The organism is Oxalobacteraceae bacterium OTU3CINTB1 (genome assembly GCA_024123955.1).
Classification (GTDB): domain Bacteria; phylum Pseudomonadota; class Gammaproteobacteria; order Burkholderiales; family Burkholderiaceae_D; genus Rugamonas.
The window spans coordinates 1,700,358-1,716,600 of sequence record CP099652.1 but is presented as its reverse complement, the minus strand read 5'-3'; the positions used below and the strand labels follow the sequence as shown (position 1 = coordinate 1,716,600).

At 65.3% G+C, this 16,243-nt stretch carries 15 protein-coding genes; 7 read left to right on the top strand and 8 right to left on the bottom strand.

Features of this window, described 5'->3' with window-relative positions; all coding sequences use genetic code 11:
- The first annotated feature begins 1 nt into the window (after position 1).
- The 4 genes from araG (at position 2) to NHH73_07375 (ending at position 4,279) form a co-directional block, all read left to right on the top strand.
- Positions 2-1,552, top strand: coding sequence for an L-arabinose ABC transporter ATP-binding protein AraG (gene araG, locus NHH73_07390; GenBank protein ID USX28097.1), 1,551 nt, complete (start codon positions 2-4; stop codon positions 1,550-1,552).
- Positions 1,549-2,532 (top strand): L-arabinose ABC transporter permease AraH, encoded by a 984-nt coding sequence (araH, locus tag NHH73_07385; GenBank protein ID USX28096.1) that lies wholly within the window; start codon positions 1,549-1,551, stop codon positions 2,530-2,532. Before araG ends, araH begins: the two co-directional genes overlap by 4 nt.
- A gap of 224 nt (positions 2,533-2,756) precedes the next feature.
- The gene (locus NHH73_07380) at positions 2,757-3,530 is read left to right on the top strand and encodes an SDR family oxidoreductase (protein USX28095.1); all 774 of its coding nucleotides are present in this window, start codon (positions 2,757-2,759) and stop codon (positions 3,528-3,530) included.
- 137 nt (positions 3,531-3,667) lie between these two features.
- Entirely contained in the window at positions 3,668-4,279 is a 612-nt protein-coding gene (locus NHH73_07375) for a helix-turn-helix domain-containing protein (protein USX28094.1), read from the top strand.
- A 3-nt stretch (positions 4,280-4,282) separates the two neighbouring features.
- On the opposite strand, the gene NHH73_07370 is transcribed toward NHH73_07375, so the two are convergent.
- The gene (locus tag NHH73_07370; protein ID USX28093.1) at positions 4,283-5,617 is read right to left on the bottom strand and encodes an MFS transporter; all 1,335 of its coding nucleotides are present in this window, start codon (positions 5,615-5,617) and stop codon (positions 4,283-4,285) included.
- Positions 5,618-5,630: 13 nt separating this feature from the next.
- Positions 5,631-6,683, bottom strand: a complete 1,053-nt coding sequence (locus NHH73_07365; GenBank protein ID USX28092.1) for an ROK family protein — start codon at positions 6,681-6,683, stop codon at positions 5,631-5,633.
- A gap of 209 nt (positions 6,684-6,892) precedes the next feature.
- Between NHH73_07365 and NHH73_07360 the strand changes: the two genes are divergently transcribed.
- Positions 6,893-9,403 carry a TonB-dependent receptor gene (locus NHH73_07360; GenBank protein USX28091.1) on the top strand — a complete coding sequence of 837 codons (2,511 nt, stop codon included), beginning with the start codon at positions 6,893-6,895 and terminating at the stop codon, positions 9,401-9,403.
- Positions 9,404-9,408: 5 nt separating this feature from the next.
- Positions 9,409-10,560, top strand: a complete 1,152-nt coding sequence (locus NHH73_07355; GenBank protein USX28090.1) for a YdcF family protein — start codon at positions 9,409-9,411, stop codon at positions 10,558-10,560.
- Here NHH73_07355 and NHH73_07350 read toward each other — a convergent pair whose 3' ends face one another.
- The 6 genes from NHH73_07350 to NHH73_07325 all read right to left on the bottom strand — a co-directional run bounded on the left by NHH73_07350 (position 10,561) and on the right by NHH73_07325 (position 15,522).
- Positions 10,561-12,324, bottom strand: a complete 1,764-nt coding sequence (locus NHH73_07350) for an ABC transporter transmembrane domain-containing protein (GenBank protein USX28089.1) — start codon at positions 12,322-12,324, stop codon at positions 10,561-10,563.
- Positions 12,321-12,893: a hypothetical protein gene (locus NHH73_07345; protein ID USX28088.1), complete on the bottom strand. Its 573-nt coding sequence runs from the start codon at positions 12,891-12,893 to the stop codon at positions 12,321-12,323. Before NHH73_07345 ends, NHH73_07350 begins: the two co-directional genes overlap by 4 nt.
- Entirely contained in the window at positions 12,886-13,407 is a 522-nt protein-coding gene (locus NHH73_07340) for a hypothetical protein (GenBank protein USX28087.1), read from the bottom strand. Before NHH73_07340 ends, NHH73_07345 begins: the two co-directional genes overlap by 8 nt.
- Positions 13,404-14,273 (bottom strand): hypothetical protein, encoded by an 870-nt coding sequence (locus NHH73_07335; GenBank protein ID USX28086.1) that lies wholly within the window; start codon positions 14,271-14,273, stop codon positions 13,404-13,406. Before NHH73_07335 ends, NHH73_07340 begins: the two co-directional genes overlap by 4 nt.
- Positions 14,264-15,265: a hypothetical protein gene (locus NHH73_07330; GenBank protein USX28085.1), complete on the bottom strand. Its 1,002-nt coding sequence runs from the start codon at positions 15,263-15,265 to the stop codon at positions 14,264-14,266. The genes NHH73_07335 and NHH73_07330 overlap by 10 nt, the downstream gene beginning before the upstream one ends.
- A 65-nt stretch (positions 15,266-15,330) precedes the next feature.
- Complete coding sequence (locus tag NHH73_07325) at positions 15,331-15,522, bottom strand: hypothetical protein (protein USX28084.1); 192 nt, start codon at positions 15,520-15,522, stop codon at positions 15,331-15,333.
- 390 nt (positions 15,523-15,912) lie between these two features.
- Here NHH73_07325 and groES point away from each other — a divergent pair, with 390 nt between their 5' ends.
- Positions 15,913-16,203 (top strand): co-chaperone GroES, encoded by a 291-nt coding sequence (gene groES, locus NHH73_07320; protein USX28083.1) that lies wholly within the window; start codon positions 15,913-15,915, stop codon positions 16,201-16,203.
- The last annotated feature ends 40 nt before the right edge of the window (positions 16,204-16,243 follow it).

The window sequence follows — 16,243 nt, the reverse complement described above, 5'->3', positions numbered from 1 at the left end:
CATGGCGGCTTACCTCCAATTCGACGAGGTCTGCAAATTCTTCCCCGGCGTGAAAGCCCTGAACGGCGTGAGCTTCGAAGCGCACGCCGGCCAGGTGCATGGCCTGCTGGGCGAGAACGGCGCGGGCAAGTCGACGCTACTGAAAATCCTCGGCGGCCAATATAAGCCCGACGGCGGCCGCCTGATGGTCAACGGCGCCGAGTGCCGCTTCACCAGCGCCAAGGACGCCATCGGCGCCGGCATCGCCGTGATCCACCAGGAGCTGCAATACGTGCCCGAACTGACGGTGGCGGAGAACGTGCTGCTGGGCCGCATGCCCACCCGCTTTGGGCTGCTGGACAAGTCCAAGGCCTACCGGATGGTGTCGGAGAAGCTGGCCGCCATCGGCGTCGACCTGGCGCCGGACGCCAAGTTGGCCGACCTGTCGATCGCGCAGCGCCAGATGGTCGAGATCTGCAAGGCCATCATGCAGGACGCGCAAGTCATCGCCTTCGACGAACCGACCAGCAGCCTGTCGCACCGCGAGACCGAAATCCTGTTCCGCCTTGTGCGCGAACTGCGCGCCGACGGCCGGACGCTGATCTACATCTCGCACCGGCTGGAGGAACTGTACGCGCTGTGCGACGCCTGCACCATCTTCCGGGACGGCCGCAAGATCGTCACGCACCACGTCATGGCCGAGGTGCCGCGCGACCGTTTGATCAGCGACATGGTGGGACGTGAGCTGAGCGACATCTACGACTACCGTCCGCGCGCGCTCGGCGAGGAACGCCTGAAGATACAGGGCCTGAACGGCCGCCACATGAAAGGCCCGCAAAGCTTTTCCGTGCGGGGCGGCGAAGTGCTGGGCTTTTTCGGCCTGGTGGGCGCCGGCCGCAGCGAGTTGATGCGATTGCTGTACAACGCCGATCCGCGTAGCGCCGGCCAGGTGCTGCTCGATGGCGCGACCGTGCCGACCGGCGCGCCGACCGACGCCATCGCCGCCGGCATCGTGCTGTGTCCCGAGGACCGCAAGGAGCAAGGCATCCTGGCCACCGCCTCGGTGGCGGAGAACATCAACATCAGCGTGCGCCGCATCGACCTGCGCGCAGGGCTGTTCCTGCGTCATAAGAAGGAAGCGGCGCTGGCCGACGAATTCATCGCGCGGCTGCGCATCAAGACGCCCAACCGCCAGCAGGAGATCCGCCTGCTTTCCGGTGGCAACCAGCAGAAGGTGATCCTGGCGCGCTGGCTGGCCGAACCCGGGCTGAAGGTGCTGATCCTCGACGAACCGACACGCGGCATCGACGTCGGCGCCAAGAGCGACATCTACCGCATCATCCACGAGGTGGCCGAACGCGGTTGCTGCGTGATCGTCGTCTCGAGCGAACTGCCGGAGGTGCTGGGCATTTCGGACCGCGTGATCGTCATGCGCGAAGGCGCCATCTGCGGCGAACTGTCGCGCGCCGACGCCAGCGAAACCGAGGTGCTGCGCCTCGCGCTGCCCGATTCGACCATCCCCGCCCCCGCCCATATTGAAACTCCCGCACTTCATACCCGGAGCATCGCATGAACGTCTCATCCATCAATCCCGCCGCCAAGCCGGCGACGCCCCTGATCTCGCGTCAATGGCTGATCGAATACAGCATGCCGCTGGCGTACGTCGTGCTGTTCGCGGTGCTGGCCGTCACCGTCGAGAACTTCTTCTCGGTGACCAACGTCGTCGGTCTGATGCTGTCGGTGGCGCAGATCGGCATGGTCGCCTGCACCATGATGCTGTGCCTCGCCTCGCGCGACTTCGATTTGTCGGTCGGCTCGACCATCGCCTTCGCCGGCGTGCTGGGCGCGATCGTGCTGGAACATAGCGGCAGCGTCGCGCTGGCCGTCGGCGCGGGTCTCGCGGCCGGCGCCCTGATCGGCGCGCTCAATGGGGTGTTGATCGCCTACCTGCGCGTGAACGCCTTGATCGCCACCCTGGCGACGATGCTGATGGTGCGCGGGCTGGCGTTCATCGTCTCGCAGGGCCAGGCGGTCGGCATCAACAACGACGCCTTCATCGACTTCGGCGACACCCGCATCTTCGGCATGCCGCTGCCGGTGCTGATCTGCGCCTGCTGCTTCGTGGTGTTCGGCATTCTGCTGAACCAGACGGTCTTCGGCCGCAACACGCTGGCCATCGGCGGCAACCCGGAAGCGGCGCGGCTGGCCGGCGTGCGCGTCGAGCGGCTGCGCGTGTGGATCTTCCTGCTGCAAGGCCTGGTGACCGCGATGGCGGGCCTGATCCTGGCCTCGCGCATCACCAGCGGCCAGCCGAACGCCGCGCAGGGTTTCGAGCTGGATGTGATCTCGGCATGTGTGCTGGGAGGCGTCTCGCTCCAGGGCGGCAAGGCGCGCATCTTCGGCGTGCTGATCGGCGTGCTGATCATGGGCACGGTCGAAAACGTCATGAACCTGATGGATGTCGACGCGTTTTACCAGTACCTGATGCGCGGCGTGATCCTGCTGGTGGCGGTGCTGCTGGACCAGCTGAAGACGCGCGGTGAGCGGCATTAAACCACGTGGAACCAGGCATGCGCCGCCAGCTTGCATGCATGGCGGATTACGCTGCGCTAATCCGCCCTACCTGTCTCCGCATGACCATCCAAGCACCGGGACCATTGCAAACGCTCCAAGCACCGGGACCTTCGCAAACCGTTCAACCACGTAGGGCGGATTAGGCGGAACGCCGTAATCCGCCATCGTCGAGCCGCCGACAACGCATCCAGCAGGAGCAAAATATGGCCAACCGCTTATCGAACAAAGTTGCCATCGTCACCGGATCGACACAAGGCATCGGCGCGGCCATCGCCCGCCGCTTTGTGGCCGAAGGCGCGATGGTCACCCTCAATAGCCACCGCGACGACGCCCACGCCCGCGCCATCGCCGAAGAATTAGGCCCCGAACGCGCCATCTTCATCGAAGCCGACGTCTGCGTCCGCGCCGCGATGGAAGCACTGGTCGCGCGCAGCGTGGAGCGTTTCGGCAAGGTCGACATCCTGATCAACAACGCCGGCATGAACGTCTTCGGCGACCCGCTGGCTCTGAGCGACGAGGACTGGCAGCGCTGCTTCGCCGTCGATCTGGAAGGCGCATGGAATGCCGCGCGCGCCGTGCTGCCGGCCATGCTGGCGCAAGGCGGCGGCAGCATCGTCAACATCGCCTCGGTGCACGGCCACAAGATCATCCCCGGCTCCTTCCCCTACCCGGTCGCCAAGCACGCGCTGATCGGCCTCACGCGCGCGCTCGGCCTCGAGTACGCCGCGCGCGGCATCCGCGTCAACTCGATCTCGCCGGGGCTGATTGTCACCGACATGGTCGAACGCCACTTCGCCGGCTTTCCCGATCCGGAAGCCGAACGCGCCCGCCAGGCCGCGCTGCTGCCTTGCAAACGCCTGGGCACCCCCGAGGAAGTCGCCGCCACCGCGCTGTTCCTCGCCAGCGACGAGGCGCCTTTCATCAACGCCACCGACATCCTGATCGACGGCGGCCGTTCGCAGTTGTACCACGAATAAACGACCGAAACCCGAGCGAATCTCGCGTCGTCATGTGACTGGCGGCCCGGTGTCGCCTGCTTGGCGGCAAACTGTCGTGGCGTTTCGGGCATAATTCGCCCATCCTCCAGTTTCATTACTGACAACTGGAGCCCACAATGGACGATGATATGAAGTTAAGCGCGAAAACCATCAAACGCCTGCGCGCCGAACACGCATGGTCGCAAGAGCAACTGGCGGAGATCGCCGACGTCAGCCTGCGCACGATCCAGCGGGTCGAGGCCGACGGTAGCGCCTCGCGTGAAACCAGGATGGCCCTCGCCGCCGCCTTCGACATCGATATCCGCGATCTGGCGGAGCCGGAAGGCGTCACGCCCGAACCGCCATCGCCGGCGCCTTCGACTATCCATCCGACGCCCAAGCAGTATCGGGTGGTCGGCATGATCGCCCTGCTGGCGGCAGTCCTGTCGGTGGGAGCGTCGTATTTTTCGTCGGGGGCGATGCCATGGATTTTCACCACCCTGGCGCCCATGACCGCCATCGCCGGCGGCTTGTATGCCGGCTTCGGATGGTACTTCTCGGGACGAACGCAGCTTTCCACCCCGGCGCGCCGGACGGTGCAATTCGGCTTCATCACCTGCGCGCTGGTGCTGGTGTTTTCCTGCTTCAGCGCCTCGCCAAGGGCCACGGCCACCGCCTACCTGCAAATGATGCTGTTCGCGTGCGCCATCCGCCACGCCTTCGACTGGTATTTTTCGCGCGGCCGTTAGGACTCACCGCTGGTTCGCTCGCACCACGCGGGCGTGCGCCTGATGCCCGATCGCGAGCTGCCGCAACGTCAGGATGGCCACCAGCGAACCCAGGATCGGCAGGCCATAGGCAAGCAGCTTCATGCCCTGGATCACGGACTCCGGCTGCGCCACGCCGGGCACATAGCCCAGATGTTCCAGGGTCCAGCCCACCGTGGCCAGGGACGCCGCGCTGCCGGCTTTGAGTATGACCAGGATGGTGGCGAAGGTGGCCGTCTCGCGCCGCTCGCCATGGCGGAATTGCGCGAAATCGGTGATGTCCGCCAGTATCCCCCAGGGCAGCATGAACACGCCGGCGAAGCCGATACCGACCAACAGCGCCGACGCCGTCAACAACCACGGCGTGGCGTCCGCCATGGCAAAACACAGAATACCGGAGATGGCGACAGCGTGGCTAATGACCAGCAGCGCGGTCTTGTCGCGGGACCGGACAAGATAGATCCACAGTGCGGCGCCGGCCAGCTGTCCCAAGGTGATGGTGATCAGGATGGCGCCGGCAAGGCCGGGCTGCTTCAATACATACGTCGCCAGGTACAGCATCATCTTGGTGAACACCGGAATCGCAAATCCGGTCATCAACGCTATGATGGCGATCGCCCCGAACAACCGGTCCATCTTGGGCAGGAAGGCGATCCTCGGCGGTGGCCGCAGCCGCCTTTCGCCGGCAGCGCCCTCCTCGCGCGCCGACCACGCCGCAAAGAACATCACGACGCAAAACACCAGCCCGCCCGCCATGCCCAGCAGCGACAGCTGGCCGGCGATGGCGCGCTGGCCGGCCGCGCCCATGAACGGCACCAGCACGGTGGCGATGACCACGCTCGCGGCCGAGCTGAACACGGTGCGGTAGCCCGACGCGCGGCCCCGCGCGCGGCTGTCCGTCGCGACGCGGGCGAGCAGGATGTTATGCGGAACGTCGATGATCGAGTAAGCAGCGCGGAAGCAAATGACGACCAGCGCGATCACGCCGATATTGTCCGGCGCCAGCGCGGGCAGGCTGTAAATCAGGCCGAACGCGGTCGCGCAGGGCAAGGTGCCGAGGGCGATCAATCCCCGGTAGGAGATGCCCTTTTTTTGCGCCCACGCCGCCAACAGGCCGGCGCCCAGGTCGAGCCCCAGGTCGGCGGCGAACACCATCAGCATCAAGGTGCCGACGCGGTGCGGAGCGATGCCAAGCAGGTCCGTCAGTAAAAACAGCAGGGTCACGTCCACGCTGCCGAGCAAGAGGTTCTTGCCGAAGTTACCGCTCGAATACCCGATCAGATGGCGGTCCGCCGTCAGCTTCTGGCGAAAACGTCCCATCAGCGCCCCCGTCCTACCAGAACGAAACGGCAGTTGACGCGTGGATCGGCAGCAGCGCCGCGCCCAGCGCGATCGAGCTGCCGCCAAGGCGCGACACGCGGATCCCGGTCGGCTGCCGGTGTCCCGGCCAACGCAACTGGCCATGGTTCAACCTGGCGGCAAGACGCGCCATGACGGAGGCCGGCAACGGACTGGAAAACACGATCTCGCCCGGATCGAACCAGGCGATGGCGCTGTTGACCACCGACTCCAGCTGCCCGGCCGCCCGGTCCAGCCAGCGTTCGATCACTGCCTCGTGCCCGGCGCAGGCTTCGTCGAAATGAGCGATGGACTGGACCACGCAACCCGACTCGCGCAGCACCGACAGCAAGTCCATGGTGGTGGGACGCGGCTGGTCCATCGGATACAAGCCGCCGATCTCGGACGCGCCGCCAAACTCGCCCTTGAGCAGGCGGCCATCCTCGATGACGCCCGCCCCGATCCCATACCCCAGCAGGAAAACCACCACCGTCGAGGAGCGGCGTATCGTGTCGTTCAGATAGTATTCGGCCAGCGCCGAGGCGTTGGCGTCGTTTTCCAGCATGGTCGGCAAACCGAGGGCGTCATCGAGGATGCGCCGTAGCGGCACGCCGCGCCAACCCGGCAGGTCGTTGACGACGTTCCATTCGTCGCCGGCCCGTCCCCGGGGCGGGCCCGGCAGGCCGATGCCGACGCCGAGAAAGCGTCCGCCCAGCAGCCGGTGCTTGACCGCCAGTTCGGTGATGCGTTGTTCCAGCAATTGCGCGAAGGCGAGCGGGTCCGGCGCGCCGACCTCCTCGCTGGTCAGCGAGATGACCCCGCCCGCGTAATCGACCAGGGCGATTTCCAGCACGCCCTTGTGCACCGTTGCGCCCACCGCGAAGCCGCCGGCGGCCGAAATCGCCAACGGAACCGTCGGGCGGCCACGGCCGCTCGCGTCCGACGAGGCCTGCTCTTCGACCAAGCCCATACTAATCAGATTACGCGACAACTTCGTCAACGCCGAATTACTGACCTGCAACGCCGTCGACAGCTCGGTGCGCGGCAACGGCCCCTTCGTCCGCAACTCCCATAACAAACGTTTTTCTTCTGAAGACAGTTTTAGCCGCGCAATTTTCATACAGTTATTTATATAAAGATAATTCCTGTAACACGCTTGTCATATTCTATTTATTTTACAAGTAATAAATATTTATACCACAATACCGTGGCTATACTCCGGCTCGATCACGCCCACTCATCCGTCCGGAGAAATCTATGTTGAAGAGAAAAAACACGCTTGCCCGCAACTGGGCGATCGGCGCTTTGTGCGCTGTCGCTGGTCCTGCAGTGGCCCAGACCGCGCCTGCGGAACCGGCGTCCGCACCGACGGCGCCGGCCGGCCAGGAAGCGGACATCGCCAGCGTGGTCGTCACCGGCTCGGCGCGTCCGCAGCGCCGCTTCGACGTCTCGTACGCGGTCAATTCGCTGTCGCAGAACGACGTGCAAAAACTGGCGCCGCAGAACATGGCCGACTTGCTGGGCAAGCTGCCGGGCATCCAGGTCGAGGCGACCGGCGGCGAGGTGCAGAACATCACCCGCGTGCGCGGCATTCCGACCGATGACGGCCTGGCGCTGTTCCAGCAGGACGGCCTGCCGCTGTTCACGGAAATGAATGGCTTCTTCTTCCGTGGCGACAGCTTGAACCGCTACGACCTGATGACGAAAACGCTGGAGGTGGTGCGCGGCGGGCCGGCGTCGATCTACGCCAGCCAGGCGGCGGCCATCGTCAACAGCAGCACCGTCACCGGCACCGAGACCACCAAGGGCAAGGCGCAACTGACGCTGGGCACCACCGGCCTCGGACGCATCGACGCCTACCAGGCGGGCAAGATCGACGACAAGACTTTCTATGCGGTCGGCGGCTTCGTGCGCCGCGACGACGGCCACCGCGACAACGGTTTCCCGAACGACCGTGGCGGACAAATTCGCGGCAACATCAAGCGCGTGCTGGAGTCCGGCACCTTGACCGTCAGCGCCAACTACCTGAACGACCACAACACCTTCTACCTGCCGATCCCGATCGCCGACCCACGCAATCCGGCGGTGTCGCTCGACAAGTACATCGACTACTTCGACGGCACGATGAATTCGCCATCGCTGCGCGCCGTGCCGCAAAAGTACCAGGACGGCGCCGGCAAGCTGCAAACCGACACGCGCGACCTGGCCAACGGCCGCCATCTGGAATACGGCAATATTGGCGTGCGCTATGAAGGTGAACTGGGCAAGTGGCAACTGTCGGCCAAGGGCGGCATGACCAAGGGCAGCCTGGACTTCGACGCGTTTTACTCGACGTCGAACCCGGCCGATGCCACGCAGTTCGCGAACGGCTTCATGAACGCCGCCAAGGCCGCGTTCGGGCCGGTCAACCGTTTGGGCTACGCCATCGCCGGCACCAATGGCGCGCAGGTGTACAACCCGGCGGACGCCTCCGGCCTGGTGATGCAGGCCCAGTATCGCGGCGCCGGGTCCGATTTCTACTCCAACCAGGCCGACGTCAATATCACCCGCAACTTCCAGACCGGCTTGGGCAACCACGATGTCAAGATCGGTGTGTACGGCAGCGGCTACGGCCAGACCAGCAAGACCGTCTACAACGACATGCTGATCGAAGTGCAAGGCAAGCCGCGCACGCTCGACCTGCTGGCCTACTCGGCTTCCGGTGCGGTGCTCGGTTCCGTCACCGACAACGGCGTGCTGCGCTACACCACCACCCTGAACCAGGGCGATGTCGACGCCAAAATGGGCGCGCTGTATGTGAACGACACGTGGGAAGTGTTCGACGGCCTGCGCCTCGACGGCGGCGTGCGCAAGGAGCGCTATCACTACGACGGCTACGCCCTGCTGACCAAGCAGTTGAACCTGGGCGACGCGGCCACGCTGGCCGACGACACTACACGCGCCTTCACCGGCGCGCGCCAGGAGCACAAGGACAGCTATAACACCGTCAACTGGACGCTCGGCGCCAACTACGACTTCTCGCAGCGCTTCGGTGGCTACGCGCGGGTGTCGCATCTGGAAGTGCCGCCGTCGATGCAGGTGGCCTCGTCGGTCGACCCGCTGGTGCTGACCACCAAGGCGGACCAGTATGAAGTGGGCTTCAAGATGGCCTCCGGCCGCTCCTACCTGTACGTGACCGGCTTCTACACGCAATTCGATCCACTGAACGCCTCGTTCACGGCCTTCAACCCCGTCACGGGACGCAACGACCAGACTGTGCCGTTCTTCGGCAAGGCGGTGGTGCGCGGCGCCGAGTTCGACGGCGCCTGGCATGTGACCGAGCGTTTCTCCATCAACGGTTCGCTGACCGTCCAGGACCCGCAATACCGCAACTTCGTCAGCGCCACCGGCGCCGATCCGTCCAAGGTGGTGGGCAACCAGATCATCCGTGAGCCCAAGGTGTTCGGCAACATCCGTCCGAACTTCAACTTTAATGTCGGCGACAAGCTGGTCGAGCTGTATGGCAGCTACGCCTACACCGGCAAGCGCTACGTCGACTTCTTCGAGGCGACCGCGATGCCGGCCTATCACTCGATCGGAGCCGGCTTCTCGGTGAGCCAGGGCGACTGGCGTTTGCAGATCGTCGGCGACAACCTGACCAACGCCAAGGGCATCACCGAAGGCAACACCCGGACCGATGCGCTGGCCGGACAAGGTACAAAAGAAGCGATTTACGGACGTCCGGTCTTCGGCCGCAGCGCGCGGCTGGTGTTGAGCAAGGCATGGTGAACGGAATGAACCACATGATCAAGAAAACCCTTCTCGCCCTCTCCCTGCTCATGATCCAGCAAGCGCAGGCCGCTCCAGTGCGCGACAAGCACTGGGCGCTGCTGGCCGATCAGTTGTTCCCCGCCCTGGTGGACCTCGGCGCTGCCCGCCCGGCGGAGAAGGCGCCGGCCGCGCGCCGCGCGCGCATCGAGGCCTGCCAGCAGGACACCGCCTGCGTGCTGGGCGCCAGCCTGTGGACGGACGCGGAAATCAACGACTTCGCATCCCGGGCCGCAAAGGCGCCGGCGACGACATGGCGCAAATCCACGCTGGCCGACGACGGCGCGCAGGCCCAGGTGGCGCGCGAACTGCGCGGGCTCAATAGCATCATCCAGGTGTACGGCCAGGGAACGGCGCCGCGCTACCCGATGGTCGACGGCCCGATCGACACGCCCGGCAGCACGCTGTTCAACGCCGCCGTCAAGGACGCGGTGGCGCTCGCCAAGGCCAGCGAGGATGATCCGCTGCTGCCGCTGGACCCGAGCCTGCCGCTGGCGCTCGCCCTGCTCGACGCCAACGACCGCGCCGACGCCGTCGCCTTCGAGCCGCTGGACCTGGCCCACAACGGCGCCGCGCTGGGCCGCTCGGGCATCATCGACTGGAAACTGTACCGCTATGCGGCGATCATCATTCCGGGCATCGGGCCGGAAAACGTGGGCATGGCGCTGAGCGCGCGCGGCAAGTGGAACGTGCGCCTCGCCGCCAAACGCTTCGCCGACGGCGAGGCGCCCTTCATCATCTTCAGCGGCGCCTCGGTGCACCCGAAGGGCACGCGCTTCGTGGAGGCGGTGGAAATGCGCAAGGCCTTGATCGAACGTTTCGGCGTGCCGGCCGAGTCCATCATCATCGAGCCGTACGCGCGCCACACCACGACCAACCTGCGCAACGTGACGCGCCGGCTGATCGCGCTGGGCGCGCCACTGGACAAGGACAGCCTGATAGTCACCTACACCAACCAAAGCCGCTACATCGAAAGCCAGGAGTTCGCCTCGCGCAACCTGAAGGAGCTGGGCTACCTGCCCGGCACCGTCGGCGCGCGGCTGTCGCCGACCGAGCTGACGTTCCGGCCGTCGCCCAAGTCGCTGCGCATCAATCCGGCCGACCCGCTGGACCCTTGATCAGGCGTTCTCCGCCGCCTCCGGCGGTTTGAACAGGTACATCTGATGGCGGATCAGGCGCAAGTAGACACCATCCGCCTGGCGCGACAGCTGATCGTGCGTGCCCTGTTGCACGATCTTCCCTTTCTCCAGCACGAGAATACGGTCGGCCTTGGCGATGGTGGAAAAACGGTGCGCGATGATGATGGTGGTGCGCCCTTCCATCAACACATCGAGCGCCTGCTGCACCAGCAGCTCGCTCGACGCATCGAGCGCGCTGGTGGCCTCGTCGAGGATCAATATGGCCGGGTCGCGCAGCATCGCCCGCGCGATTGCCACCCGCTGCTTCTGGCCGCCTGACAACTGCACGCCATGCTCGCCCACCCGGGTGTCGTAGCCCTGCGGGAAGGCGCTGATGAAGTCGTGCGCGTGCGCCTGCCTGGCGGCGGCCATCACTTCCGTCAACGGCACCTCGCGGTCCGGCACGGCGAACGCGATGTTGTCGGCGATGCTACCCGAGAACAGCGACGGCTCCTGCTCGACGATGGCGATGCGCTCGCGGATGCGGGCCGGGCTCATGCCGGCGGAGTCGACGCCGTCGAACAGCAGGCGGCCGCCACCCGGTGGGTAGTGGCCCAGTATCAGGCTGGCGATGGTGGATTTTCCCGCGCCCGATTCGCCCACCAGCGCCACCTTCTCGCCGGCGGCGACCGCGAAGCCGACATCGTCGAGCGCCACCGCGCCGGGCCGCTCGGGATAGCTGAACGTGACGTGCTCGAAGGCGACCCGCCCGGCAGGACGCGCGGGGTTGGACGGCGCCGGCGCCGGCCGGTGCTCGCGCAGGATGTCGAACAAGCGGTCGGTGGCGCCCATCGTGCGCATCCAGGTGGTCCAGAATTCGCTGAGCGAACTGGCGGCCTGCGTCATCATGCTGGAATAGATGACGAAGGCGGTCAGGTCGCCGACCGATAACTGGCCGCGGCCGATCAGGTATCCGCCAAAGATCAGCGCGCCGGCCAGCGCAGCCAGATCGAGCACCGACATGGCGCCGTGGAACAGGGACAATACCCTGGTGCTGCCCAGCGCCACATCGAGCAGGCGCTGGGTCGCGGCCCGGTACTGCGCAAGCGCGCCACCCTGCTGATTGAACGCGTGGACCAGCCGTACGTTGGTGAACTGTTCCTGCGCCACCTTGCCGCTGTCGGCCAGGTGCGCCTGCACCTCGCGCGCGCGCCCACGGCTGTAATCGCCCAGCAGCTTGCCCACGTACAGGTTGCCGGGGATGAACAGCGCCAGCATCAGGCTAAGCTGGGGCGAAATCAGCAGCAGCATGGCCACGCCGCCCACCAGCACGCACAACGATTGCACGGCGCTGGCCGCGCCGAAGGTCAGCGCCTGGTGCAGCGACTGCACGTCGGCCGTCAGGCGGCTGGTCAGTTCGCCGACATGGTGCTTGTCGAAAAAGGCCACGGGCTGGTTGATGAACACGTCGAACAGGCGTCGGCGCAAACGCGTGATGATCAGGTGCCCGGACAGCTCGAAATAGTAGTGGCGCAAGGTCGAGGCGATGGCCTGGACCAGCACCACCGCCAGCGCGACGCCGGCCATCCATCCCGACAGCGCGTAGCCGCGCCCGGACGCCGCCTGGTCGATGAAATCGGCGATCGCCCTGGGGACAATCAGCTGCAGCGTCACCGTCACGCTCATGAAGCCGAGGGCGGCGGCGATCTTCCAGCGCACAGGCCACATCAGGCGCAAACGTTCCAGGTGGTGGTTCCCTCTCATGCCGCCTCGCTTGCCAGGGTTTGCCCGTCGAGCAGCTGGGCGCGCAGCGCCAGCCAGTTGTCGTCGCCGATGAAGCCGCGCGCCTCCAGGATGCCGGCGTGGTCGACGAACAGATAGGCCGGCGACACGCCGGTGGGATTGAGCAGCCGGTAATCGCTGCGGCGCAGGCGCAATACCTGCGACGACGGCAGGCGTCCGCCGAGGAAGCGGCGCAAACGCCAGGCGGATTCGTGGCTGACCAGCCGCACATCGAGGCCGGCGTGCAGGGCCGCCGGCAGCAGTCGTTCGAGTTCGGCCAGCTTGCCGTGGCACTTGGGACATCCGCTGGCCAGGAACAGCAGCGCCGCCGGCCGCCCCTCCAGCACTGGCCGCCGTGGCGGCGACCACGGTGCAAAGCGCGCAGCCAGCGGCTGGCCGGAGACTTGCGGCACGGCCTCACCGGGCGTTAGCGGCGCGCCGGCGTCGCGTTCTTCGAGCGCCGCGTGCAGCACGGAGATGGTCAGCTTCAGGTTGAGCGCCACCGCGAACGCCAGCACCGCCAGCGCCAGGTAGATGATCTGGCTATCCATGCGGCGCCGCCAGCAGTCGGACGATCTCGTGGAAATGCACCGCCAGCACGCAGCCGAGCGTGGCCAGCCCGATGGCCAGTATGACCGCGTGCGGCGGCATGCCGGCGTCGTGGCCCAGCGCCAGCCCGGCGCCGATCGCGCCGATGACCAGCACATTGCGCAGCAGGTCCAGGCCGGACAACGAACGTTCGGCGCCGCCGAAGCACGCGCACCGCACCGCGCCGTGGGTATGGAACTTATACCCCAGCAGCGCGGTGAACACGCAGAACATCGTCAGCGCGGCCCACAGGCCGACGCGCGCAGCGCCGCCGAGCACCAGCGCGGCGACCGCCAGTTCGACCAGCACCACGGCCGGCGCCAGTATGCGGCTATGCGCGGCGCCGACGTCGAACGACGCGGTCAGGTTCTCGCGGAAGCTGTCCAAGCCGCGCAGCTTGGCCACGGCGGCGGCCAGCAGCAGCAAGCCGACGAAGTAGCGCAGCATCTCGGCGACGAACATCGGCAGCGTTGTCATGCGCCCGGCTCCCGGCGCCAGCGCGGCGCCAGGCCGTCGGCCCGGGCATACCGCGTTTCGACGCCATCGCGCGTGGCCAGCATGGCGTCCAGCCATGGGTCCTCTGCGGAATCGCGCACGGCGCCGCCGATGTGCTCCTGAATCTGCAACGAGATCTCCCACGCCAGCTGTTCGGCTTCCGGGTCGCGCGTCATGCGCAGCCCCAGCGCCGCCAGCTCGCCCGGCGTGATGGCGTAATGGTGGGAGTGGTAGCCGGACGTCAGGTGGCGCACCAGTTGTTGGCGGAACGCGGCGTCGTGCTGCGGCAGTTGGAACGCCAGCAGTTGTTCGGCGATCTGGGTCATCTCCAAGGTGGAGCGGTAAAAAGCGCCCAGGCTGGGCGGGGCCACGCCCTGGCACAGCAGCGCCAGCGACTGCTCGCGCGCGGCTGCGGCGTCGATGCCGAACCACTGCTGCGCCATGTCGCCGAAGGCTTGGATGTCGAGCGCGGAAAAGGCGCTGCCGTCAACGCCGTGCAACTGCGGATCGATGGGCGAGAAGATCGCCAACTCGCCGGCGACGATTTCATCGGCGCACAAGGTGAGCAGGGTCGCCGCCGACTCGCACCGGTAGGGAACCAGGAAAGCCAGATGGTCGGTCTGCTCCCGCAGCAGCAGCGCGATGCGCCGCGCCGCGTGCACCACGCCGCCGCGCCCGTGCAGGACCACGTCGAGCCGGGGCGCGGCCCCCAGCGCGCGGCACTGCCGCAACAGCGCCGGCAGCAACTCCATGTCCAGGCTGGAGGCGGCCATGACCAGCACGCGGCTGTCGCGCCAGCGCTCCAGCCGCACGATATGGTCGATCATCGCGGCGTGGTCTAGCGGCATCGCGCGCCCTCCAGCAATGCGTCGGCAACGGCGTCGATCATTTTGAATTCGGGAATCAGCTGCTCGATGTAGAGGAACTGGCCGGCCGGATTGTTTTCCAGGAAAACCACGTCGCCGTCGGGGGTGACGATCAGGTCCAGCGCGCCGTAGGTCAGGTCGTAGCTGCGGACGAAATCGACGCAGCGCCGTTCCAGCTCGGCCGGCAGGACGGTGGCCTCATACAGAATGGAGGCCGACATGTCGCGCGAGTCGATGGCGGTGCGCGCGTCGCCCTGTGAATGTATCCTTGCGGCGAACACGCGCCTGCCGATCACGGCCACGCGCAGTTCGTGGCTCTTCGGGATGTATTGCTGAAAATGGCCGGGCATCTGGCTGACCGCGTCCACGCCCGCCATCATGGCGGGGTCGACGATCGTCGTGCGCAGCGCGCTGGCCACGCGCTCCCCGGCCGGGACCGCCTCAGCGGCCAGCATCGGGCAGGACATGGACTTGAAGACCATCTCGCCCGCGGTTTCCCGCTGAAAGCGGCGCACCTCGTCGGGCACGTTGGTGATGAGCGAATCGGGCACGCGAAAACCCAGGCGCGCCGCGCGCTGGAGCTGTTCGCCTTTCCATTGCGCTGCGCGCAGCGCCACCGGGTGGCTCATCCAGTAGCAGTCGAGTGTATAGAGCAGGCTGTACAGGGCATGTTCGGTCTCCATAATGGCGAAGGCCAACTCCTGCGGAGATAAATCGTCGCTGGGGAAAACGAAGTCGCCCGGCTTGCGCATCCATACCGCGCCCACCTGGTCGAGATCGAGCCAGTCTGGATCGCCGCGACGGCGGATCCGGTTGCGCAGCTTGCCGCCGGCGAACCACTGACAGGTCTGGTAGTCGCGCGGAAAGGCGTCCAGGTTCAGCCGGAACGGGCGATGGTCGCGGGCGAGCAGGCTGGCACCGACCAGATCCGCGTGCAGATCGCCGCTATTGGTGACAATTAAAACGGTCTTCATGATCACTCCCCACGAGACGGCAGCGGCAGGCCATGCATGGCACGGCCTGCTTGAGGGGACGGCTTTTAGCAGTAGATGCCGCGGTCAGAGACGTTGGTGGAACTGGCGTAACGGTAGTTGTCGGTCAGATCCGGGCCGGAGCAGCCGGCAACGGCGACGCCGTCGCGGACTTTGAACTCGGCCACTGGCTTGGCTGGAGCCGTTTGTTTCTCAGCCAGCTTGAATGCGAACAGTTTGCTTTGTTTTTGATCTGCCATTTCTATATTCCTTTAAAAAAGATGATTTAGAAAATTGCACAACATCACTATTTACTGCCCAATCGATGGTATTGACGTAGGCCAAGGTTGTCAACTTTTATATTTAAAAATGCAAAAATAGTATTTACGTATAGGACGCCGCTGCGTTATGGCCTGCTGCCACGAGACGGATGCGGTGGAAAATCGTAGTCAGCTTTGCAACATTCCCGCTCTTTTTTGCGCCTTCTCAAGGTATGCGCCTTGAAATACCGATGGGTCGTCCCTATAATTGGCACTCGTTCCGAGAGAGTGCTAACAGCACCCTCGACAACTTTCCGTTGTGGCAATCTGAGCATTTAGGCATGATCGGCACAACAACAAACTGTACCAATGCTAATTAAGGAGTTTTGTATGAACCTTCGCCCTTTGAACGATCGCGTAATCGTCAAACGCCTCGACCAGGAAACCAAAACTGCGTCCGGCCTGATCATCCCTGATGCGGCCGCTGAAAAACCGGATCAAGGCGAAGTGCTCGCCGTCGGCAATGGCAAGATTCTCGAAGATGGCAAAGTCCGTCCGCTGGATGTCAAAGTAGGCGACCGCGTTCTGTTCGGCAAGTACGCCGGCCAGACCGTCAAAGTTGACGGTCAAGAACTGATGGTCATGCGCGAAGAAGACATCATGGCAATCGTCGTCAAGTAAATTCACTTGGCACGCGGTTCCACTCATCACCTAATTCTGG